The sequence below is a fragment of the Agromyces sp. H17E-10 genome, from assembly GCF_022919715.1.
Classification (GTDB): Bacteria; Actinomycetota; Actinomycetes; order Actinomycetales; family Microbacteriaceae; genus Agromyces.
The window spans coordinates 3,480,829-3,502,431 of record NZ_CP095042.1; the positions used below are offsets into that span (position 1 = coordinate 3,480,829).

The window sequence follows — 21,603 nt, forward strand, 5'->3', positions numbered from 1 at the left end:
GGGTCAGCGGGCGGCATCGCCCTTCGCGGCGGAGTCGTGTCCGAACAGCATGCGGGCGAGCACGAGCATCATGGCGATGAACGCCGCGACGACCGGCAGCGGAGCCCACCACCAGCCGACCGTGAAGCCGAGCACGGGCACGAGCGCGAACGCGGTCAGCCAGATGACGGCGGAGTAGATGCCGAAGCGGGCGGCGGCGGCCGGGTCCTGCTCGAAGCGGTTGCCGACCTCGACGGCGTCGCGGTGCATCGCGAGCACCCACGGCTTGTGCCGGTTCGTCTGGGTCGCGCCGAGCGCGCTCAGCACGGCGATCGCGGCGACCGCCAGCACGGCGGCGAGCACGAGCCAGACGAGCTCGAGCCGCCAGACGACGACGGCGGTGAACCCGAGGGATGCGACGAGCGTGCCGGTCGCGGCGCCGAACGCGACGGCGCGGCCGGTCGGCAGCGGGTAGTTCGTCGTGGTCTCCTGGCGGAGCGCGTCGGCGGTGACGACGCCGATCGAGAGTCCGAGCACCGCGGCGAGGGCGATGAGCGCGCCGGTCGCGAGCGGCATGAGCGGCGTGAGGCCCAGGGCGAGCAGCACGAGCGCGGCCGCCGCGACGATCGAGAGCACGACCGTGCGCACGACGAACGCGGGCTTCGGGCGCACCCGGTTGCGCAACGCGAGCTCGCTCGCCGTCGCGCCGCGACCGGTCGACGGCGCGGCGGCGCCGGCCGTGCGGGGAGCTCCGGCCGAGGCATCCGCCCCGTCGCCCGTGGCCGCGGCCACGAGCTCGCGCACGTCGCCGAGCTCGCCGATCGCCCGGCGCGCGGCGTCGGTGGGGGAGGCGCCTGCGACCTCGAGCTCGGCGACCCGCGAGAGCAGGTTGTCGCGGATCTCCTCCTTCAGGTCTTGCGCCTCGGGGGTGGGGTCGATGCCCGCGAAGGCCTCGTCGAGGAGTCGGTGCACCTCGGTCGAGGTGCGTGGGGTGCGGTTGGTCTCGCTCATCGCAGGGAGCCTTTCGTGTTCGCCGGCGCCGCCTGGCTGCCGAGCAGGGAGTCGATGATGGTGCGGGTCGCTACCCAGCTCGCCACGTTCTGGCGGAAGGCGGCGCGGCCCGCGTCGGTGATGCGGTAGTACTTGCGGCGGCCGCCCTGCGACTCGTCGCCCCAGTAGGCCTCGGCGAGGCCGTCGCGCACGAGCCGGCGGTAGCTGGCGTAGAGGGTGGCCTCTTTGATCTCGTAGCCGCCACCCGTCGCATCGCGGATGTGCTTGTAGATCTCGAAGCCGTAGCTGTCGTGCTCGCGCAGCACGCCGAGCACGATCGTGTCGGTGTGCCCGCGCAGCAGGTCGGCCGCGAAGGCGTCGCCGGTTGCCGCTGAATTTTGGATCATGTGAAGTACTGTAACAGATCAAGTACCAGATGTGAACCAAATGAGCGTTGTGGATAACTTCGGGGCGTGCTGCTCGATCGCCCGCAAGATGGATGCCATGTCCGACGCCGTCCGCACCATCGCCGAACGCGTGCGAACCCGGGTGCTGCGCGACGGCGTCGATCTCGCCGGTGCCGGCGACCTCGCCGCGCGCTACGCGCACGAAGAGGTGCGCCGGTACAGCGAGCGTGCGCTCACCGGCACGCACGCGGCGCTCGCCGACGAGCTCGGCACGACGCACGAGGTCGTCGCCGAGCTCACCGGCTACGGTGCGCTGCAACCCTTCTTCGACGACGAGACGGTCGAGGAGATCTGGATCAACGGGCCCGCGCGCGTTTTGTCAAGCTGACAGGGCCGGTTCAGTATGCTCACAAGGTGATCAATGCCGCCGCGAACGAGGACCTCTGGCACGCTGCCGAGTGGCTCTCGTTTTGGCAGCTTGTTGTAACCGTCATCGGCCTTGGGCTGGCAGTCGCCCAACTTTGGCGAACCGCTGATGCGACTGTTGCTTCGAAGGATCTGCTTGCACGGAGATTGCTGAGCAACGACCTTCTCGTGATGCTTCCCGAGATCCATACTCTGGAGGATGAGCTGCTCCAGTCCGTCAAGAGCAACGATCCGGATCTCGTCGTAAACGCTCTGCTTCATCTCTCCCGTCGTGCGGGGTCGATTCTCGGGCATCTCGCTGCGAACGACGGCACGAAGGATGAGAAGATCATCAAGCAGTTGAGAGCGGCGATGAAGGCAGCTCAGGCGGCGAAGTCAGAACTAGCGGGATCGCCGACCGGTCGACCGATTCAAGAAGTTGTGAGCCTGACCGTGTCGAAGTTGTCAACCGTTTCGACCGAAGCGAGTGAACTCGTAGCACGGCTTCAGAAGGAGGCTAAGTAGTGGTCATTGATGACAGAGACCTGGCTGACATTGCGACGGGTCTGGTGGTGGCCACCAGAAGGGGTTCGCTCAAGTGGTCCGTTTATGATGCGGACTCGGGCGAATACACGGCGCAGAGTCAACGGTTTACGTACTATCTGAAGCCTCGAGACGAGGACGGTTCCGCGCCCTTCATCTTCGAGATTTATCGTCCCGCGAGTGAGTCAGCGCCGCAAGCTGTCCAGCTCGTTCAGGTCTCGTCCTCCAAGTCTCCGATACTGCTTCAACCGATTGCCGAGCTATACAACCTTGCACGGCTCGATGCCCTTGGCATCACCAATCTCAAGGCCGATGTGCTGGGAGACCTTGGGATCGATCCGGTGTAATAGCGGCCGAAACGTCGGAGGCGCCTCGTAACGTGCTCTCGTGATTGTGCCCCAGCCGCGACCGGTGCGCCGCCGACGCGAGTCGGAGCCATCGCGCTGGGGCGTCTACCTCGACGGTGTGCGCATCGGCGAGCTGCATGAGGTGCGCATGCCTGGTGCCCGATCGGTGTTCTACGAGGCGCTGGTACCGCACCCGGTGACCGGCAAGCCCATCAGCCTCGAACTTCACCCCGACCGCGAGCAGCGACTGCGAGCCATCATCGCCTTTCATGAGGACCCGATGACGGGAAAACGGCACTGGTCGTAGGTAGGGTTCGAACATGGAGCCCGCCGAAGCTGTCAACATCATCGAGAGCGACCTGCGGTGGATTATGAGGGCGGTACTCAAGGGTGACTATGGATTCACTACCGCGTTCCTCGCTGAGCTTCAGAAGCGATACGACTCCGAGGAAGAGAAGCGCCGACCGGCGAAGGTCAGCAGCGAGCTTCTCGACTACACCCATCTTGGCGAGTTGAAGGACCTCATCGTCAAGCGAACCAATTGGCCGTCGTTCAAAGACGCTTTCCTCAACAAGGACGAGTTCAGTGCCCTCTGCGCCTTCGCGGGGCGATACCGAAACACAGTCGCTCACAGTCGCGAGCTACTCCCGTGGGAGCGAACACACCTCGAAGGAATCGCAGGCGTTCTCCGAGCGCAGGTGACGGTCTTCATGAGCACGAAGGGTCCTGACATGGAGTATTACCCCGCGATTGAGCGCATCACAGACTCATTTGGCAACTCACGTGAGGGCTTACAGCAGCTCGGCGTGGTATTGACGGAGACTGCGCTCAGGGTCGGCGATATCGTGACGTTCAGTTGCCGAGGAAACGACCCTCAAGGTCGTGAACTGACGTGGACTCTCGGAACTTCGACCACGCGTGGATCGACTTCTGTAGTCGGGCCGGAGGTCACACTTTCGTGGGAGGTGACGGAGGACGACGTCTCGGACTCGACCATGGTGGCGATCTCGCTCAGTAGTGCAGGCAAGTACCACCGCAGCGTCACGTACGACGACAGGCTCAACTTCGTCTACAAGGTGATTCCTCCCATCGAGTGAGACCTACTGCCGTGCGTGGCGACCCTTCGCTGACTCCAGTTCGGCGAATCGTTCGTCATGCGCAGCGAGCTTGCGTTCGATGCGGTCCACGGCATCCTTCATCGTCGAGCCGCCGTTGTTCTTGCGGCTCTGGCGAATCGCAAACGGGAGCACGACGGCGCAGATAGATACGGGATGGGCCGGGGCCACTGAGCCGCAAGCTTCTGTCAGAGTCGAGGCCATGGGCATCAACAAACTTGTGCGACTCCGACCCTGACGAGATGGACAGATGGAGCTCCGGAAAAGGACGCGATTGACCCTGACCAGATCCGCACCCAGCGGAAGGGCGAGGCCCGCTCAGGCCGGAGCCCGTGGACGCCGCGCCGATCCCTTCAACACCCGATGAGCTGGTCGGGTCCACGCGCTAGGTGCGGGACAGCCTGTCCACGGACGTTGAGCGCATGATGCTGGACACCGTAGCCATCCGACCATCCTGCCTGCGGGATCCGGAAGAGTGCTCGGTTTGGACTCGGTGCGGGTATTTTGGTGCAGCTCGTTCCCGCTCGCATTTCCGGCTGCTCCGTATGCTGAGACCATGCTGCACACGCCTCTACACAGAGCGCTCGGCGAGCGTCCTGGTCCCCTCACAGATCAGATGATCGACGACGCGGTCGCTCAGGGCATCGGGGAGAACGACGAACTCGACTGGAAGACGGCTCTTCCGCCCGAGAAGGAGTTTCGCGAATCCGACATCGTCAAAGACATCGCTGCCTTCGCCAACGCCGGTGGCGGGATCATCGTCTTCGGAGTAAGTGAGACGAACAAGGCTGCAGGCGGTCGACACGATGCCGGTGAACTCACCGAGGGATACGAGCGAACGATCCGACGGGTAACCATGGCGGCAATCACGCCCCCGGTGTTCGGCGTCGAAGTCGTCGCCATTCCCTCGACGACGGGGGCGCGGGCTGTGGCGCTCTTGATTCCCGCCAGCCCGGATGGTCCGCACCTTGTGTATCGCAACGACCAGTTCGGCGCACCGCTCCGTACCGGAGCGGATACACATTGGATGAAAGAACGCGAACTCGAAGCCGCCTACCGGTCACGCTTTGAAGGGGCACGCCGCGGCGAAGAGGCGTTGCACCAGATCTACGACGACATCGCAGCCGCCGCCGATCCAAGCGATCGCGCGGTGCTCGTCGGCGCCGCACGGCCTCGCAGCCGGCGACCGCGCTCCGAGCCTCTCGAGAGTGTGGCTAGCACTGTCGATCGAGCCCAACTGGTCACCCGCTGGTGGCTTGGCGGACTTAAATACAGTCCGCTCGAAGACGTGGAGATGTATCAAGCCCGCCCTACGCTCGGCGGGCAGTACCTACCCCCCAAGAGCCCGAACGACTACCGCGAAGCGCACGCAGTCCTCCTCGATGACGGTTCGGTTGGCCTGTCGTGGCGCGCGGGTGGGCATGAGCGCGACAAGTCTGGGCGACATCACGAGCCGCACCAGATACCCACCCTCGCAGTCGATGCTTTCGCTGCCGCGCTCGTCGCGCTCATACATGCGGTGGCCGGTGAGAGTCCTGCCGGCGACTACGACGTCATCCTCGGTGTTGAAGCTGCTATGCCGCCCGAGTTCCATGATCGCAATGCCGCCCCGCCGTCTGGGGTGCACCGGTCACTGAGCGGCCGATTCCGCCCTGTGCGGGTCACCGTCGACCCGTCCGTCAATGACACGCAGTTCATTAGCGCGGCCATTGATGTCGCGACCTTGGCCCTGAACCAGGTCGGGATCAAGAAGCCCACAAACCTCGACACCATGCTTCCCCCGCGTCCCGCTAACTGGACTTGGTGATCCAGCCTGATGACTCCGCGAAGCGGGACACCTTGCCAGAAGGGTCCCCTTCAGGCATAGGCTCCCATGTGCCAGTGGCGGCGAGGGTCGGCAGCGGCGACAGGCGGACCAAGGCCTTGCTTCACCCGCCCCGAAGCAACAGCGCCGCGCCGCTCTGCCATAGTCGAGATCATGGGGATCAATAACTGGTGGGACTCCGACTCCGATGAGATCTATTGGATGGAGATCCGAAAGGAGCCCGTCGGGTTGGGGGAGTATCTGCGCGCTCCGCAGGCAGCATTCGACGGCAACCCATCGTGGTCCTACGAGCTGACTTCCTACGTGCAGCCGGGCGACCGAGTGTTCCACTGGCACGAGACGAGGACAGGTGAACCAGGCATCCTTGGGTGGTCCGAGGCTGTAGGACCGCTTCAAACCATCACCTGGTCTTGGCAGGCGCGCGGTACTCGCGGGCGCGGGCGCGGGGTGCCTACGGTTGGACCGACGTGGAACCTGCCGCTGTCGAACTACACCGAGCTCGAGACCCCCGTCACGCGGTCGGCCCTCAACGCCCGCCGTGCAGATGTCTTAGAGGTCCGAGACAGCCTGATCCGGGTATATGGCAAGCCGATCTACGCACCATTCCAGAACTACGGCGATCGCGAGCTGCGTGCTCAGCAGGGCTATCTCACCAAGTTCCCTGCCGCGCTTGTTGCCCTCCTCTTTGACCTGCCATCGGTCAGTGCATCTAAAGTGCCGAGCGACCGAAGAAGGACCGCTCGGGCGAGGCACGGTCAGGGCTACCTTGCCGACGCTGAGAAACGCACTGCACTTGAGCGCCACGCCGTCCACATGGCCATCGAGCACTACCGTGCCGCTGGCGCGACCGAGATTGAGGAGCTCGGCAAGCCGTACGATCTGCGTGTGACGTTGGATGGGATAGAGCGTCACGTCGAGGTCAAGGGTTCGGTCGGCGACGAGCTGGGCAGTGTGCAGCTCACGCAGGGTGAAGTCGACCATGCCCGGACCTACCAACCGACCGACCTTTTCGTAGTCGATGGGATAGCTGCCTCCCGGGACGTTGACGGGGCCATTGCGACGAAGGGAGGGGTCGTGCGTATATGGCTGGGCTGGATGCCTAGCGACAAGGCACTTCGTCCGACCCATCTGCGCTATACGCTCCCGGCTGTGTAGCGCGAGGAGGTCCCGTTCGACAGCATCGCTCGACCCGATTCCGGCCCGTCCCTGAGGACTTCGAATCTGATCGTGGGCGGTTTTGATTCCCGTCACCCCCTGCAACGCCCTATACGGGGTCTCGGACTAGCGCCCCCAGGCGCGAATCGGGATCCCCGCGAAACGCCGTGCCCGCCGGGAACGCTGGTCGCGCTATGCCAAACTCGCCGTGTGGCTGATGACGAGAGCACCCGCGAGACGCTGTACGTCCCGGATCGCTTTGAGATGTTGCGCGACGTGGGCGAGGGAACGCTCAAGACCCTAGTGATTGCGGTAGACAGCAGCCTTCACTTGCTCGATGACCGGTTTGAAGACCTCCAAGCGGCAGGGCGTGGCGGGCTCATGATTCTTCGAGGCGACCCCGGCACAGGTAAGTCCACGTTCCTCGACACCGTTGGTCTCTTCAGGGACGGTGTGACCACAGTCCATATCTCAAACGACACGGACGTCGCGCAAGCCCTACAGACTCTGCCTTCCACGGACGTGCCGCGAATCGTCGTCATTGAGGGAAGGGAAGCTCTTCTCGACGTTTCACAGGCTGCGCTTGAGGCTTTCATGCACAGTATCAACGGGTTCGTTAGATCCCCATCGGGGCGCTCAACGCTCGTCGTCTGGCCGACCAACACTGACGCGCTAGCGGAGGCGCTCGCCAATCTCGGAAAGCAGATCGGGGGTTCGGCACTCCTCGGAGTAGGCGACTCGATCGTCCATTTTGACGGGCCGCCGAGGCCACAGTACATCCGCATCGGCGAGCTCACCGTCGCTGCCTTGAACGACAGCGCCTCGCTGCTCGCGTTAGGTGTCACAAACGACCGGGCCGAAGAGCTCGCCGCCCAGGCGGACTCTGTAGGCGACTTCCTCGCGCTCCTCCGAGGGGAACTGCGTAAGAACGGCGCCCGTGTCAAAAAGCTGCTGCAAGTCGAACAGCCTCGCGTGTGGGTCGTGGTGATAGCTGGCAATGACCCGGAGGGTGATGTGGCGGCGGTGACGCGAGGGGAGCAATCGCATGCCGACGTCCCACGGCTGATGTCATCAACCGGCGCCAACATCGTGGCGGAGCTAAAGGAGGAGCCTGACACGCTCGGAATCCTTGGCACTGTGCTCGATGCGCGGGTGATGCACGTGGAGCAGATTGCCGCGCTGGCGATCGCTCGCCAGTTTGGAAATGAGAAGCTGCGTGCATTGATGAAGATGGAGGGTCTCTCCACCGCTCGCGATAAGAAGGCTGTGGAAAGAGTCCGTTCCAGCGAACTTGGTGTTCTCCTCGGGGGCGGCAAACTCGGAGTGAAGCGGCGCGGCAAGAAGGCAGGCGGAAGCACGACGACCGCGTTCGCGGGTCTCGCCAAGATCGCGCAGACAAATGACGGTCTGCTGAACCGCGCGATCGCGGATGCACTAGTCGAGGCCGGATTGGCAGACGCCTACGAACTGGAAAAGGAGCTGTCGGGACCCGTCAAGTACTTCAGCGACATCGCGGTACGCCAAGGGGATGACCTCATTCGCATAGAGGTGATGTGGCGTCTCAAGACTGGGCGAGCGCAGATTTCCAACTACGTGCTCTCCAAGCTTGGCAATTACGCGAAGGCTGTCGGCCTCTTATGACCCGGGGTCGACGAGGGCTCAGACTGGCGGCAACTGATCCAAGGGAGAGTCACGTCGCCCCCTCGAAGTGATCGCTGGGACTGAGGCGCTGTTGCGCTTGCCACGGTGTTGACCGTCCACGGTGAGCCGGTAGCCGTGGTGAGGCCTTCTGCGTTGAGCGCGTCGGCGGTACCGGTCAGCGTGTGTGTGGTGCGAAGGGCGAGCAGCCGGTCGCCCGTGAACTGCGGCAGCGCGGACACCCGGCCCATGTGCTTACCCTGACGCTCGGCGGCCTGCATGGCGGCAGACGTGCGTTCGCCGATCACGCGGCGCTCCCACTTCGCTACCGACGTTGGCAACCAGCTCCCCGGTCGGGGTCGACGTGTCGACGGGGGCGTTCTTTGTGGCCATGATGCTCTCCTTGTCGGCCCAGTGGAATCTCGAACGTATGTTCGAGTGGAATGGAACTTTGCCTGACGGGGACCCTTCGAGCAAACGGGCCATGAGACGGTGCGCGGCGGGGTGTCGCTTGCGTGGCAGCGGGTGTCCTCGCCCGCGTCGTTGAGAGACCGCAGGGGTCGCCAACGGGCCGGGGCTACGCCCTCGTGCTCGTCGTGGCGTCGGCGACCTCGCTCTACCTCGACCGCAAGCGCCTCTTCACCCTCGCCGACGGTGCCGCGCTCGCCGGTGCCGAGATCTGGAACCTCGACGAGGTCCGCGTCGACGGTGGAGAGCTCGCGGTCGAACTCGACGACACCGGCGTCCGGCGAGCGGCGAGCGAATACCTCGGCGACGCCGTGCGCGAACTCGACGAACTCGAACTCGTCTCGGCCGGCTCGGGCGACGGTCGAACGGCGACCGTGACGCTCCGCGCCGTCTGGCACGCACCGATCTCCACCGAACTCGTGCCGATCACGGTGCCCATCGAGGTCACGGCGACGGCGCGCTCGGTGTTCCACTGAGCCGACGGCTACGCAGGGCCACCGCGGCGGCATCGGACTCGTCGTTCTCGCCCGCGTGGGAATGCGGGCCGCCCGCGACTGCTTGACTTGGAGCATGACGATCGAGATCTCAGACCACTTCGCCCGCATCCTCGAAGCGCCCGTGTTCGCCTTCCTCGGCACCACCCGCCCGAACGGCGAGGTGCAGGTCAACCCGATGTGGTTCGAGTTCGACGCCGAGACGCAGACCATCCGGTTCACGCACACGACGAAGCGCGCGAAGTTCCGCAACCTGCAGCAGAACCCGGCCATGACGCTCGCGATGACCGACCCCGAGAACGCGCACAAGTACGTCGAGGTGCGCGGTCGCCTCGCCGAGGTCGTCCCCGACCCCGAGGGCGCCTTCTACGTGCACCTCGGGCAGCGCTACGGCGACGCCGACACCCCCGTTCCCGCCGACCACCCCGACCGCGTCATCCTCGTCATGCAGATCGAGAAGGTCAACGGCCGCTGAGCTGTGCGGGCGGCTTCGCCGCCGAGAGCGTTCCGGGGGTGCATTTCCGCAAGAATCGGCCCGATCGGGCAAGTCAAGTTACGCGAATACACCCCCGAAACGCGTGAACTTGCGGGGCGGTTGCGTGCGCGGCGCGCGCTGCAAACACAGCGCGGCTCAGCGCAGCCGGCGCGGCACGTACTTCGGGATGTAGCGCCAGAGCACGCCCGCGCCGATCAACCCGACGACGCCCATCGTGGCGCTCGCGGCCATGATCGACACGAGTGACGTCACGCCCGCGACGACGAGCGGCGCGACCGCCTGCCCCGCGTCGCCGATCGTGCGGTAGCCCGCGAGGAACGGCGCCGGGTTCGCCTTCGGGGCGAGGTCGGCGCCGAGCGTGAGGATCACCCCGCTCGACAGCCCGTTCGCGACGCCGAACAGCAGCGCCACCGCCGTGAACCATGCGGCGGCGGCGGGCACGTCGTGGGTGAACGCGAGCACGAGGTGCCCGATCGCGAGTCCGAGGAGGCCGGGGATGGCGCTCCACATGCGGCCGAACCGGTCCATCACCTGGCCGCTCACGTAGAACAGGGCGAAGTCGATCGTCGCCGAGATGCCGATCACGAGCGCGGCCTGCTCGGGCGGCATGCCGATCGACACCGCCCACAGCGGCAGGATCATCGTGCGGCTCGCGCGCAGCGCCGCGAGGATGCCGATGCCCGTGCCGATGCGCGCGAGCACCTCGCGGTGTACGACGATCGCGCGGAAGACGCCCTGCGAGGCGGCCGCCGCCTCCGCCTCGCCCGCGGTCGGCGCGTCGGGGTCGGTCGCGGATGCCTCGCGCGCGAGCCGCGCAGCGCCGAACGCCCGCTCGGGGTCGGGCAGCAGCACGAGCACGACGACGACCGCGAAGCAGCTCGCGACGAGCACCCAGAACACCGGCTCCGACGTGCCCGCGACGGCGATGATCGCCGCGGCGATGAACGGCCCGATCGCCCAGCCCGCGCGGAACACCCCCGCGAGCGTCGAGAGCGCGCGGGCGCGCACCCGCTCCGGCACGTAGCTCGTGAGGAACGCGTGCCGGGCGAGCCCGAACACCGCCGTCGCGAGCCCGAGCAGGAACACCCCGACGCCGAGCGCAACCGTCGTCGGCGACGCGAGCGCGACGAGCACGCCCGTGACGGCGATGAGCGCCGCCCCGATCATGGCGTTGCGCTCGCCGATGCGGGCGACGACCCATCCGGCCGGCAGATCACCGACGAGTTCGCCGACCATGAGCATCGCCGCGATGAGCCCCGCGAGCGCGAGCGACGCCCCGCGCTCGGTCGCGACGACCGGGATGACGGGGATGATCGCGCCCTCGCCGAGCGAGAACAGCAGCGTCGGCAGGTAGGCCGGGAGGATGATGCCGCGCCACGAGAACGGGGTGGCGGAGACGGGCATCATCGATTCGACGCTACACCCGAGGCGGCTCGCGATCGTGTGCGCGCACGCGAACGGCGCCGGGACGCGACCGAGGGGCCCGGCCGTACGGCCGAGCCCCTCGTCGTTCTCACTGGGGGAGTGAGTCTCAGCGGACGCCCTTGGCGGGAGCCGCCTCGAACGCCTTCTCGATCTCCTGCGAGAAGGTGTTGCCCGCGGCATCCTTCGCGGTCACCCGCAGGTCGACCCAGCCGCCCTTGTCGGAGACCGGGATCTTCGCGGCATAACCGCTCACCCAGGCGCGGCTCTTCACGAAGATGTCGCCGTCGCCCTCGACCGCACCCGTCGGGTAGTCGGTCTTCGCGGGCTTCAAGGCGATCTCGACCCACTCGCCGCCGGCGCTGCGCGCCTCGAGCTTCGCGTCGGTGATCGCACCCGCCGGTGCACTGCCGGCGACGTGGCCGAGCTCGAGCCCGAGCTCGATGCCCGTGCCCTTGCGTCGATCTGCGCCCGCCTGGTTCGCGACGTCGACGTCGAGGTCGTAGTACGCCTGGATCATCGGCAGGAGCCGGTTCGTCCAGTCGCCGAGCTTGCCGTCGCTCGTGAACGTCCAGTCGCTCACCGTCTTCGTCGAACCCTCGAGGTGCGAACCGTCGTGCGTCGCCGTGCTCACGACGCGCCACTGCTGCTCGCCGTCGCGCAGGTCGAAGATGTTCGCACCCTGGTGCTCGGCCTGCTTGACGAGCTCGCCGTCGATGTAGACGTCGGTCGTCTGCTTCACGGTCGACGGCTCGATCCAGGTGTCGAACGTGCCGGTGTGGTCGGCGTCACCGCCGTCGGCCCAGCTCGGCACGTTGATCTGGGTCCAGTCGGACGTGCGGTAGGGCACCCAGAATCCGGTGGCGACGTACGGGCGCACGATGCCGCCGAAGTACTCCTCGTTCGTGCGCTCGCCGGCCTCGTACGTGCGCTGGAGGTCGCGGATCTCCCACATCACCGACATGACGGCGACCCACTGGTTCCAGCGGAGGCCTTCGGTGTTGACCCATTCGGTGCGGTCCATGCCGCGCTGCGCGATCATCGGGAAGCCGCTGCCGTACTCGGCACCCGGCACGAAGTCGTAGCGGAACTCGCCCAGCTGCTCCTTCTGGCCGTGGAACCGGGTGTCGATGCGGGCGAGGTCCTTCTTCGAGTGGGTGTACGAGAGGTCGGTCGGGATCACGCCGTCGCCGTACTCCGCGATGTCGTACACGACGTCGGAGTAGTGGGTGCCGATGGCCGACACCGAGAGCTTCGGCTTCTTCGCGAGCTGCGCGAGCAGCTCGCGCCCCTGGACGCCGCTGATGAGCGCGACGGGGATCGCGACGTCGGAGAAGTCCGTCTCCGAGCCGACCCACGCGTTGAACTCGGGGTCGGCGTCGTTCGCGAGGATGAGCAGCTTCGCACCGGCGGCGACCGCGTCGGCGGCCTGCTGCGAGGCCGATCGCTCGGGCGTGCGGGTCACGACGACGATCTTGCCGGCGGCGCCGGCCGCGGCGAGCTCGTCGGGGGTGCCGGTGCCGGCGTCGACGGCGGTCGCCTTCAGCGAACCGTCGATCAGGGCGGAGCCGCCGGGCACGATCAGGTCGAGCTGCTGCTTGCCGGCGGTGACCGCGAGGAGCGGCTTCTGCAGGCGCCAGCGCGTCGTGAAGTCGAAGTCGGCGTCGTCGACCGTCATGGGCTGCGCCCACATCTCGTCGGTCCAGATCGGCATCATCGCGCTCGCGAGGAAGTCGTCGACCTTCATGTCCATGCGGCGGAACACCTGGTCGAGGCCGTCTTCGCCGACATCGAGCGTGACCTGCTCCGTGGTGCGCGCGTCGAGCGCGACCATCTGGTCCTTGTCCAGCTCGACGATCGGCTCGCCGACCATCACGCTCGCGAGCGTGTCGGCGGTGCGCTGCAGCTCCATGAACGACATGACGGTGTAGTCGCCCTTCATGAGGCGCAGCGTCGTCTCACCGTCGACCCACACCGGCTCGGCGAACTGGGTCGCCGGGTTCCAGAGGTACGCGTAGGTCGCGGTCGGGTTGCCCTCGAAGTCGGTCGCCGTGATCGTGAGGTCGTAGCGCTCGGCCTCGGCGATGGTGCCGAGCGCCGTGCGCGTGACCGGCGTTCCGTCGATCGAGCCCACGAGCGCGCCCGAGAGCTGCGTGCCCGCCGGCACCTTCGAGGGGTCGACCGTCATCGTGACCGACCGGGTCTCGCCCGCCGGGATCGTGAGCGACTCGGCGTCGACCGTGAGTGCGTCGAACGCGACGCCGGCCGTCGCCGAGAGGGGGCCGGGGTCGCCGCCCCCGTCACCGGGCGTGGTGTCGGCGAGGGTCGGCTCGAGCGCCACCGTGACCTCGGCGTCGGTGCGGTTCGTGTACTCGACGGTGCGGGTGACGGGTGCCGGCTCCTCGCCCCAGGCGAGCATGCCGAAGTCGCCCGAACCCGAGGCGACCACAGGTGCGTCGAGGGCAGCTGCGACGTTGATGACGCCCGTTCCGCCCTGGTACGGCGTGTAGCCGAGGTCGACGGCCGTGCTCGCGAGCGCCGCCTTCAGCTGGTCGGCCGTGAGGTCGGGGTGCGCGCCGAGCAGGATGGCGGCGGCGCCGGCGACGTGCGGCGTGGCCATCGAGGTGCCGCTCATCGAGATGTACGGGCCCTCGCCGTTGCTGTCGGCCGAGCGGGCCGCGGTGACGTCGTTGCCCGGGCCGGTGACGTCGGGCTTCATCGCGCCCGATCGTGCGAGCGGGCCCTGGCTCGTGAAGTACGAGAGGTACCCCGACGGGTCGTCCACGGAGCCGACGGTGAGGGCGTCGGCCGCCGAACCCGGGGCGCCGATCGTCTCGGCCGCACCGGCGTTGCCGGCTGCGACGACGAACAGCGCACCGGTCTCCTCCGAGATGCGGTTGAGCGACTCGGCCATGAGGTCCTTGCCGTCGGATGCCTCCGACGAGCCGAGGCTCATCGACACGATCGGCGCGTTCTGGCCGGCCCATTCCATGGCCTCGATGATCCACGAGTCCTGGCCGTAGCCGTCGTCGCCGAGCACCTTGCCGACGAGGAGGTCGGCGCCGTCGGCCACGCCGCGGTGGGTGCCGCCGCTCGCGGCGCCCGTGCCGGCGATGGTCGAGGCGACGTGCGTGCCGTGGCCGTTGACGTCGGTCGCGACATCCCCACCGGGCACGAAGCTCTTCGACCCGGGCAGCACGTGGCCGGCGAGGTCGGGGTGGGTGTCGTCGTAGCCGGTGTCGAGCACCGCGACCGTGACGCCCTCACCCGTGTAGCCCTCGGCCCACGCCTTCGGGGCGTCGATGTAGGGCACGCTCGAGTCGAGGGTCGCCTGCACCTTGCCGTCGAGGTGGATCGCCGAGATGCCGTCGGCGAGCGTCGGCGTCGCCGAGAGGCTGCGCGCAGACGGACCGGTCGACGCGGTGAGCGCCTGCCAGGCCGAGGCCGAGTCGTCGTGGCCGAGGGTCGCGGCCGCGCCGCCGATGCTCTCGAGCTGCGCCTGGACGTCGAGTCCGGGAACCGGAGCGGCGAAGGTGCGCGCGGTGGGTGCGGCCTGCTCGACGATGATCGGCGTCGCGTCGACCGACGCATCGTCGTAGCCGAACTCGATGAGCTTGGTCACGTTGAACAGGTCGCCGTCGAGGGAGCCCGACGCGAGGTAGGGCATCGCGTCCTGGGGAACGACGTGCAACTGCCCCGCCGCCTCGTACGTCTGCACGCCGGCGCCGTCGACGGCGGTGTCGACGGAGACGGTGTGGGTGCCGTCGGTGAGGTCCGTCACCGTGACGCGATCGCCGGTGATCAGCGTGACGGTGTGGGCACTGCCGGCGGCCGCGCTCGCGTGGGGAACGCTGGCCGCGGGGGCGGCGGCCGCCGGCAGAGACGCGAGGCCGATACCCGCGATGCCGATCGCCAGGCCGCTTGTGGCGGCGACGATCGGCAGCAGGCGGCGGCCCGAGGGTTGGGGTCGTGACATGCGCGAGCCTCTCGGTGTAGGGGGAATCCGTGTGACCACCTTCGCCTCCCGCTCGCCTAAAGTGGTGGCGGAGTCCCGCCATGGCTGCGATCCGCCACGGTCCGTGGGTTTCCGACCGGGGCGAAGCGGGAGACGAGGAGGCCACCGTGCTCGAGGCACTCGGACTCGACGAGGCGCACACCGCCGTGTATCGCTGCGTGCTGCAGCAGCGGGTGGCGTCGACTGCCGAGATCGCGGCGGCGCTCGGCATGTCGCTGCCGCGCGTGCGCTCCATCTCGAGCGAGCTCGAGGGACTGGGGCTGCTCGCCCGCCAGGCGTCGAACGCCGACCGGTTCGTGGCCTCGCCGCCGTCGATCTCGCTGCGACCGCTGCTGCTCGAACGCGAACGCGGCCTCACCCGGGCGCACGAGGCGCTCGCCGAACTGGGGGAGCTCTATCGGCGCTCCGCCGACCAGCGCACCGTCGCGGATGTCGTCGACGTCGTGGTCGGCGACGACGCGGTGCGCCAGCGCGTCGCGCAGCTGCAGGCCGCCTCGACCGAGCAGGTGCGGGCGCTCGTGCTGCACGAGGTCGCGCTCGTGAGCAACGACGAGAACGTCGAGGAGGATCGCGCGCTCGAACGCGGCGTGCGGTACCGCGTCATCGTCGAGAGCGGCGTGCTCGAGCGACCGGGCTGGCTCGCCGCGGCGCGCGAGATGACGCAGATCGGCGAGGAGATCCGGGTGCTGCCCTCGCTGCCCACGCGCATGTTCATCGCCGACGACCAGATGGCGCTCGTGCCGATGCGCTCCCAGGGCGACGACCAGGGATTCGGCGCACTCCTCATCCACCCGAGCGGCCTGCTCGACCTCGTGAGCGCGATCTTCGAGGAGTACTGGCGCAGCGCCACCGCGTTCCTGCCGGTGGCCGCGCCGCCGAGCGAGGAGGCCGTCGACCGCGACCTCATCCGCCTGCTGCTGCTCGGCGCGACCGACGCGGGCGCCGCGGCGCAGCTCGGCATCTCGCTGCGCACGCTCCAGCGCCGCGTCTCGGAGCTCATGGAGACGGCGGGGGTCACCACCCGGATGCAGCTCGGGGCCGAGGCCGTGCGCCGGTCGTGGGTCTGAATGCGGTCGGATGCCGCGACCGGCGACGTCCGCGATGCCCCGCGCCGCTCCGATCGTCCGAGGGCGCCTGCGCGAGGCATCCGCGTCGCAGCCGACTAGGCTGGAGGGCGCCATGCTGGAACTTGACCTGTCGCCCGAGATCTCGGCGCTCCGCGCCACCTTCAACGACATCCGCGCCGTCGTCGACGTCGATGCCCTCGAAGCCGACATCGCCCGCCTCTCGGAGGCGGCCGGCGCCCCCGACCTGTGGGACGACACGGCGAACGCGCAGAAGGTGACGAGCGCGCTCAGCCATCGCCAGGCCGAGCTCAAGCGCATCACCGAGGTCGAGCAGCGGCTCGACGACCTCGACGTGCTCGTCGAGCTCGCGCTCGAGATGGACGACGAGGAGAGCGCGGCCGAGGCGCGCGCCGAGCTCGCCGCCCTGCAGAAGACGGTCGGCGACCTCGAGGTGCAGACCCTCCTCGACGGCGAGTACGACGATCGCGGCGCGGTCGTGACGATCCGGTCGGGCGCCGGCGGCGACGACGCGACCGACTTCGCCGAGATGCTCATGCGCATGTACCTGCGGTGGGCCGAGCGGCACAACTACCCGGTCAAGGTGCTCGACACCTCGTACGCCGAGGGGGCCGGCATCAAGTCGGCGACCTTCGAGATCGACGCCCCGTACGCCTACGGCACGCTCTCGGTCGAGGCGGGCACGCACCGTCTCGCACGCATCAGCCCGTTCGGCGGCGCCGACAAGCGGCAGACGAGCTTCGCCGCGGTCGAGGTCATCCCGGTCATGGAGGAGGCGACCGAGGTCGACGTGCCCGAGAACGACATCCGGGTCGACGTCTTCCGCTCCTCGGGCCCCGGCGGCCAGTCGGTCAACACGACCGACTCGGCGGTGCGCATCACGCACATCCCGACGGGCATCGTCGTCTCGATGCAGAACGAGAAGTCGCAGATCCAGAACCGCGCCGCCGCCATGCGCGTGCTGCAGACCCGCCTCTTGCTGCTGAAGAAGGAGGAGGAGGCCGCCCAGAAGAAGGAGCTCGCAGGCACCATCACCGCGAGCTGGGGCGACCAGATGCGCTCCTACTTCCTCTACGGCCAGCAGCTCGTGAAGGACCTGCGCACGGGCTACGAGGTCGGCAACCCGGCGATCGTGTTCGACGGCGACCTCGACGGCCTCATCGCGGCCGGCATCAAGTGGCGCAAGCGCAAGGACGACGACTAACGCGACGCGGCGTCGCCCTCGCGCTCGTCGTGCCCGCCGTCGGCGAGCATCGCGCGGAGTCCGGCGACCAGGGCGGCGACGCCCAGTTCGAAGGTGCGGTCTGCGGCCGGGATGCCTCGGGCCGCCGCATCGGCCGCACGTCGGGCTTCGGCGCGGCTGAAGTGCGGTGCGCTCGGCGCGGCGTCGCCCGGTGACATGATGTCGGCCGGCGCGAGCGAGTCGAGCGCCGACCCGATGATGAACGACTCGAGCGCGACGAGCGCGTCGACCGCACGATCGGCACGCCAGCCCTCGCGCAGCAGTCGCGCGACGATCGTCTCGTAGTTCGCCACTGAGCGCGTCTGGCCGTCGATCGCCGTCGTGGCGAGCAGGGCGATGCCCGCGGGGTTGGCGGCGAACGCGTCGCGATACGACCTGGCCCAGCGCAGCACGGCCTCGTCGAGGGGCGTGGAGGCGTCGTCGAAGCCCGCGACGTCGAGCAGTTCGGCGATGCGCCCGCGCATCGCGCGCACGACGTCGGCCTTGCCGCGGAAGTAGTGGTAGAGCGCCGGCGGGTGCACCGACAGCGAGCGGGCGAGCGCGGCCATCGTGAACCCCTCGGGCCCGGCCGTCTTCGCGAGCGCGAACGCGGCGTCGACGATCTGCTCGGCGCTCAGCACGGGCGTGCGGGGGCGGCCTGCGGTGCGTTTCGTCGGGGTCGGGCTCACGGGCTCCTCGGGTTCGTTCGTTCGTCGTGGGTCGTCGATTTGTTCGCGCGCGTCGGGCGGAGTAACGTGTGCCCGAATTTAATCACGTTAAATTGCGCAGCCGGCCAACGAGGGCGACGGCGCGGAAACGAGCAGCATGCAGCGCATCTTCGCCGACACCATTCTCGTCGGTGCCCGGGTCATCACGATGAATCCGCGCCAGCCGGTCGCCGAGGCGATCGCGATCCGGGGCGGCCGCATCCTCGCCGTCGGCGACGCCGCGACCCTCGCCGAGTTCCGCGGCTCGGCGACGGTCGTCGAGGACCTCCACGGCGCCTCGGTGACACCCGGGCTGATCGACGCGCACATGCACCCGATCCAGGGCGTCGAGCTCGCCGTCGGCATCGACTTCGGGGGAGTGCGCGAGCCCGAGCGATTCCTCGAACTGCTCCGCACCGAGGCGTCGCGCGTGGCCGACGGCGCGGCGGGCGGCTGGGTGCGCGGCTGGAACATCGACTACGACGTGTTCGCGACCCTGCCGATGACGGCCGCTGCGATCGACGAGGCGACCGCCGGCGCCCCGGCGTTCCTGCTGTTCTTCGACGGGCACACCGCCCTCGCCAATACCGAGGCGCTGCGCCGGTCGGGCATCACGGGCGCCCGCACCTTCGGCGACACCTCCGAGATCGTCGTCGACGAGGCGGGCCGCCCGACGGGCGCGCTCCGCGAGGACTCGGCCTTCGACATCGTGCTGCGTACCGCTCCGGAGTACACCCGCGAGGAGACGCTCGAACGGGTTCGCGAGATCCTCGGCGGGCTCACCTCGTCGGGCATCACGGGCGGCTGCATCATGGACGGTAACCCCGGCACCCTCGACCTCCTCGACGAACTCGACGGCGAGGCATCCGCGGCGCCCGGCGACCCCGACGCGCGCAGCCTCCTGCCCGTGCGCATCGTCTCGGCGATGGCGCACAACCCCGGCTACGACGAGGAGCGCACGCAGCATCAGCTGGCCCAGCGCGACCGGCGCGGCCGGCGTTGGCGCGGCGGGCTCGTGAAGCTCTTCAACGACGGCGTCATCGACACGGGCACGGCCTGGCTCTACGAGCCCGACACGCACGGCGAGGGACTGCACTCGTTCTGGACCGACCCCGACGAGTTCGAGCGCGTCGTCGCCCGCTACAGCGAGGCGGGCTTCCAGATCGCGACCCACGCCATCGGCGACCGGGCCATCGGCACCACGATCGACGCCTACCTCAAGGCGGGCGTGCAGTCGGCGCAGGGCGCGCCGCATCGCATCGAGCACCTCGAGCTGCTCGCCGACCGCGACCTCGCCCGCCTCGCCCAGACCGGCATCACCGCGTCGGTGCAGCCGCTGCACATGCAGTGGCGCAAGGCCGACGGCTCCGACTTCTGGGCTGAACGGCTCGGGCCCGATCGCGCCGCGCTCGGCTGGCGCGTGCGCGACCTGGTCGACGCCGGTGCGCCCGTCGCGCTCGGCTCCGACTGGCCGGTCGCGCAGACCGACGCGCGCATCGGCCTCGCCTGGGCGCGCCTGCGCCGCGAGCCCGGCAACCCCGACGCCCCGGTGTTCGAGCCCGACCAGGTGCTCACGCCGTACGAGGCCCTACAGGGCTACACCGTCTGGGCGGCGCTCGCCCAGGGCGACCACGACCTCGGCGTCATCGCGCCCGGGTACCGCGCCGACCTCGTCGTCTGGGCCGACAGCCCGCTCGACGTCGGGGCCGACGAACTGCTCGACCTCCCCGTCGTGACGACGATCGTCGACGGGCGACCCCTGACCGCGGCCCCCGCCGCCTGACCCCCTTCGAATCCGAGGCAACCATGCAAGACGTCGGCGCGCTCGCGCTCCTCCCCGTCGTCACCATCCTGCTCGTCGCGGTGCTCACGCGACGCACCCTCTTCGCCATGCTCTGCGGCACCGTCGTCGGTGCCGTGCTGCTCGGCGGCTGGGGCTTCTTCGACTCCTGGATCGGCTACTTCGGCACCGCGATGGCCGACGAGACGCTGCAGTGGCTCATGCTCGTCGTCGTGCTCTTCGGCATCCTGATCACGCTCTTCGAGCGGTCGGGTGCGGTGCGCGAGTTCGCCGCGTGGGCCGAGCGCTTCGTCAACTCGCGGCGCAAGTCGACCGTGCTGAGCTTCCTGCTCAGCATCGTGCTGTTCGTCGACGACTACCTCAACGTGCTCACCGTCGGCACGTCGATGAAGGGCGTGACCGACCGCTACCGGGTGCCGCGCACCGAGCTCGGCACGATCATGAAGATGACCGCCGCGCCGATCGCCGTCGTCGTGCCGTTCTCGACGTGGGCGCTGTTCTTCGCGGGCCTCCTCGAGGCGCAGGGAGTCACGGTCGACGGCTCGGGCTTCGGCGCCTACCTGCAGGCGATCCCGTTCATCTTCTTCGGCTGGATCGCGCTCGTCATCGCCGCGCTCGTCGCATTCGGGGTGTTCCCGCGCCTCGGTGCGCTCAAGAAGGACGCCAAGCGCGCCGACGAGACGGGCGACGTCTTCCCGGCCGGAACGACCGAGGAGGAGCGCCTCGCCGAAGGCGCACTGCCGGCGGTCGCCGAGGTGGGCGAGTTCGCCGCCGCCGGCGACGGGGCCGAGCGCGCCGTGTCGGCAGCGCCCGTCGCGGTCGCCACCCGGGCACCGGAGATCGCGAAGCCGCGCCCGTGGAACTTCCTCGTGCCGATCGCCGTGATGATCGCCGTCACGATCTTCACCGAGGTCGACGTGCTGAAGGGCACGGTCGCCGCCCTCGTCGTCGCGATCGTCATGTACACGGTGCAGCGTCGCCTCGACATCAAGGCCGTCTTCGATGCCGCGTTCGACGGCGTCGGCAGCATGCTGTTCGTCATCGTGCTCACCGCGCTCGCGTTCATGGTGCAGCACATGAACATCGACCTGAAGCTCGCCGACTTCGTGATCGCCTCGACCGAGCCCGTCATGATCGGCGCGCTGCTGCCCGCCATGGTGTTCCTCGTGTGCGGCGTGTACGCCTACGCGACCGGGTCGTTCTGGGACCTGGCCGCGGTCATCACGCCGATCGTGATCCCGCTCGCGCTCGCGATGGACGTGAATCCGATCATCGCCGGTGCCGCCGTGTTCTCGGGCGCCGCCCTCGGGTCGACCACGTGCCTCTACGGCGACGGCATCATCCTCGCGTCGCGCTCGACCGGCATCAAGCCGCTCAACCTCATGACGGCGATCCTGCCGTACGCGGCGATCGCGGCCGCACTGAGCCTCGTCGGCTACCTCGTCGTCGGGTTCCTCGGGCTCTGACCGGGCCGGTCGTCCCGATCGAG

The 21,603-nt window shown here is 68.4% G+C and carries 19 protein-coding genes; 14 read left to right on the forward strand and 5 right to left on the reverse strand.

Going from position 1 to position 21,603, the window contains the following annotated elements; genetic code table 11:
• Positions 1-3: 3 nt before the first annotated feature.
• Together MUN74_RS15780 and MUN74_RS15785 are read right to left on the reverse strand one after the other, a co-directional pair.
• The gene (locus tag MUN74_RS15780) at positions 4-990 is read right to left on the reverse strand and encodes a permease prefix domain 1-containing protein (RefSeq protein ID WP_244853470.1); all 987 of its coding nucleotides are present in this window, start codon (positions 988-990) and stop codon (positions 4-6) included.
• Positions 987-1,376 (reverse strand): PadR family transcriptional regulator, encoded by a 390-nt coding sequence (locus MUN74_RS15785; RefSeq protein WP_244853472.1) that lies wholly within the window; start codon positions 1,374-1,376, stop codon positions 987-989. The genes MUN74_RS15780 and MUN74_RS15785 overlap by 4 nt, the downstream gene beginning before the upstream one ends.
• A gap of 97 nt (positions 1,377-1,473) precedes the next feature.
• Between MUN74_RS15785 and MUN74_RS15790 the strand changes: the two genes are divergently transcribed.
• The 10 genes from MUN74_RS15790 (at position 1,474) to MUN74_RS15835 (ending at position 9,841) form a co-directional block, all read left to right on the forward strand.
• The gene (locus MUN74_RS15790) at positions 1,474-1,764 is read left to right on the forward strand and encodes a hypothetical protein (RefSeq protein WP_244853473.1); all 291 of its coding nucleotides are present in this window, start codon (positions 1,474-1,476) and stop codon (positions 1,762-1,764) included.
• Positions 1,765-1,790: 26 nt separating this feature from the next.
• A complete protein-coding gene (locus tag MUN74_RS15795; protein ID WP_244853475.1) occupies positions 1,791-2,306 on the forward strand; it encodes a hypothetical protein in 516 nt (171 codons plus the stop codon).
• Positions 2,306-2,671 carry a hypothetical protein gene (locus MUN74_RS15800; RefSeq protein WP_244853477.1) on the forward strand — a complete coding sequence of 122 codons (366 nt, stop codon included), beginning with the start codon at positions 2,306-2,308 and terminating at the stop codon, positions 2,669-2,671. Before MUN74_RS15795 ends, MUN74_RS15800 begins: the two co-directional genes overlap by 1 nt.
• Before the next feature lie 40 nt (positions 2,672-2,711).
• Positions 2,712-2,978 (forward strand): hypothetical protein, encoded by a 267-nt coding sequence (locus MUN74_RS15805; protein ID WP_244853479.1) that lies wholly within the window; start codon positions 2,712-2,714, stop codon positions 2,976-2,978.
• A gap of 13 nt (positions 2,979-2,991) precedes the next feature.
• Entirely contained in the window at positions 2,992-3,768 is a 777-nt protein-coding gene (locus MUN74_RS15810; protein WP_244853480.1) for a hypothetical protein, read from the forward strand.
• 574 nt (positions 3,769-4,342) lie between these two features.
• A complete protein-coding gene (locus MUN74_RS15815) occupies positions 4,343-5,593 on the forward strand; it encodes an AlbA family DNA-binding domain-containing protein (protein WP_244853482.1) in 1,251 nt (416 codons plus the stop codon).
• Positions 5,594-5,764: 171 nt separating this feature from the next.
• Positions 5,765-6,766, forward strand: coding sequence for a protein NO VEIN domain-containing protein (locus tag MUN74_RS15820; RefSeq protein WP_244853484.1), 1,002 nt, complete (start codon positions 5,765-5,767; stop codon positions 6,764-6,766).
• Between the two features lie 210 nt (positions 6,767-6,976).
• Positions 6,977-8,407: a hypothetical protein gene (locus tag MUN74_RS15825; protein ID WP_244853485.1), complete on the forward strand. Its 1,431-nt coding sequence runs from the start codon at positions 6,977-6,979 to the stop codon at positions 8,405-8,407.
• Positions 8,408-8,919: 512 nt separating this feature from the next.
• Complete coding sequence (locus MUN74_RS15830; RefSeq protein WP_244853487.1) at positions 8,920-9,348, forward strand: pilus assembly protein TadG-related protein; 429 nt, start codon at positions 8,920-8,922, stop codon at positions 9,346-9,348.
• 94 nt (positions 9,349-9,442) lie between these two features.
• Positions 9,443-9,841 carry a PPOX class F420-dependent oxidoreductase gene (locus MUN74_RS15835; protein ID WP_244853489.1) on the forward strand — a complete coding sequence of 133 codons (399 nt, stop codon included), beginning with the start codon at positions 9,443-9,445 and terminating at the stop codon, positions 9,839-9,841.
• A 156-nt stretch (positions 9,842-9,997) separates the two neighbouring features.
• On the opposite strand, the gene MUN74_RS15840 is transcribed toward MUN74_RS15835, so the two are convergent.
• Complete coding sequence (locus MUN74_RS15840; protein WP_244853490.1) at positions 9,998-11,269, reverse strand: MFS transporter; 1,272 nt, start codon at positions 11,267-11,269, stop codon at positions 9,998-10,000.
• 124 nt (positions 11,270-11,393) lie between these two features.
• On the reverse strand, positions 11,394-15,260 hold the full coding sequence (locus tag MUN74_RS15845) for a S8 family serine peptidase (RefSeq protein WP_244853492.1): 3,867 nt from the start codon (positions 15,258-15,260) through the stop codon (positions 11,394-11,396).
• A gap of 80 nt (positions 15,261-15,340) precedes the next feature.
• Between MUN74_RS15845 and MUN74_RS15850 the strand changes: the two genes are divergently transcribed.
• On the forward strand, positions 15,341-16,366 hold the full coding sequence (locus MUN74_RS15850) for a helix-turn-helix domain-containing protein (protein ID WP_244853494.1): 1,026 nt from the start codon (positions 15,341-15,343) through the stop codon (positions 16,364-16,366).
• Between the two features lie 112 nt (positions 16,367-16,478).
• On the forward strand, positions 16,479-17,588 hold the full coding sequence (gene prfB / locus MUN74_RS15855) for a peptide chain release factor 2 (RefSeq protein ID WP_244853495.1): 1,110 nt from the start codon (positions 16,479-16,481) through the stop codon (positions 17,586-17,588).
• Here prfB and MUN74_RS15860 read toward each other — a convergent pair.
• On the reverse strand, positions 17,585-18,295 hold the full coding sequence (locus MUN74_RS15860; protein ID WP_244853496.1) for a TetR/AcrR family transcriptional regulator: 711 nt from the start codon (positions 18,293-18,295) through the stop codon (positions 17,585-17,587). The two genes, prfB and MUN74_RS15860, sit on opposite strands and share 4 nt — an antisense overlap.
• 136 nt (positions 18,296-18,431) lie before the next feature.
• Between MUN74_RS15860 and MUN74_RS15865 the strand changes: the two genes are divergently transcribed.
• Both MUN74_RS15865 and MUN74_RS15870 read left to right on the forward strand, forming a co-directional pair.
• Positions 18,432-20,096 (forward strand): amidohydrolase, encoded by a 1,665-nt coding sequence (locus MUN74_RS15865; RefSeq protein ID WP_244853497.1) that lies wholly within the window; start codon positions 18,432-18,434, stop codon positions 20,094-20,096.
• Positions 20,097-20,119: 23 nt separating this feature from the next.
• On the forward strand, positions 20,120-21,580 hold the full coding sequence (locus tag MUN74_RS15870; protein ID WP_244853498.1) for a Na+/H+ antiporter NhaC family protein: 1,461 nt from the start codon (positions 20,120-20,122) through the stop codon (positions 21,578-21,580).
• Positions 21,581-21,603 lie beyond the last annotated feature (23 nt).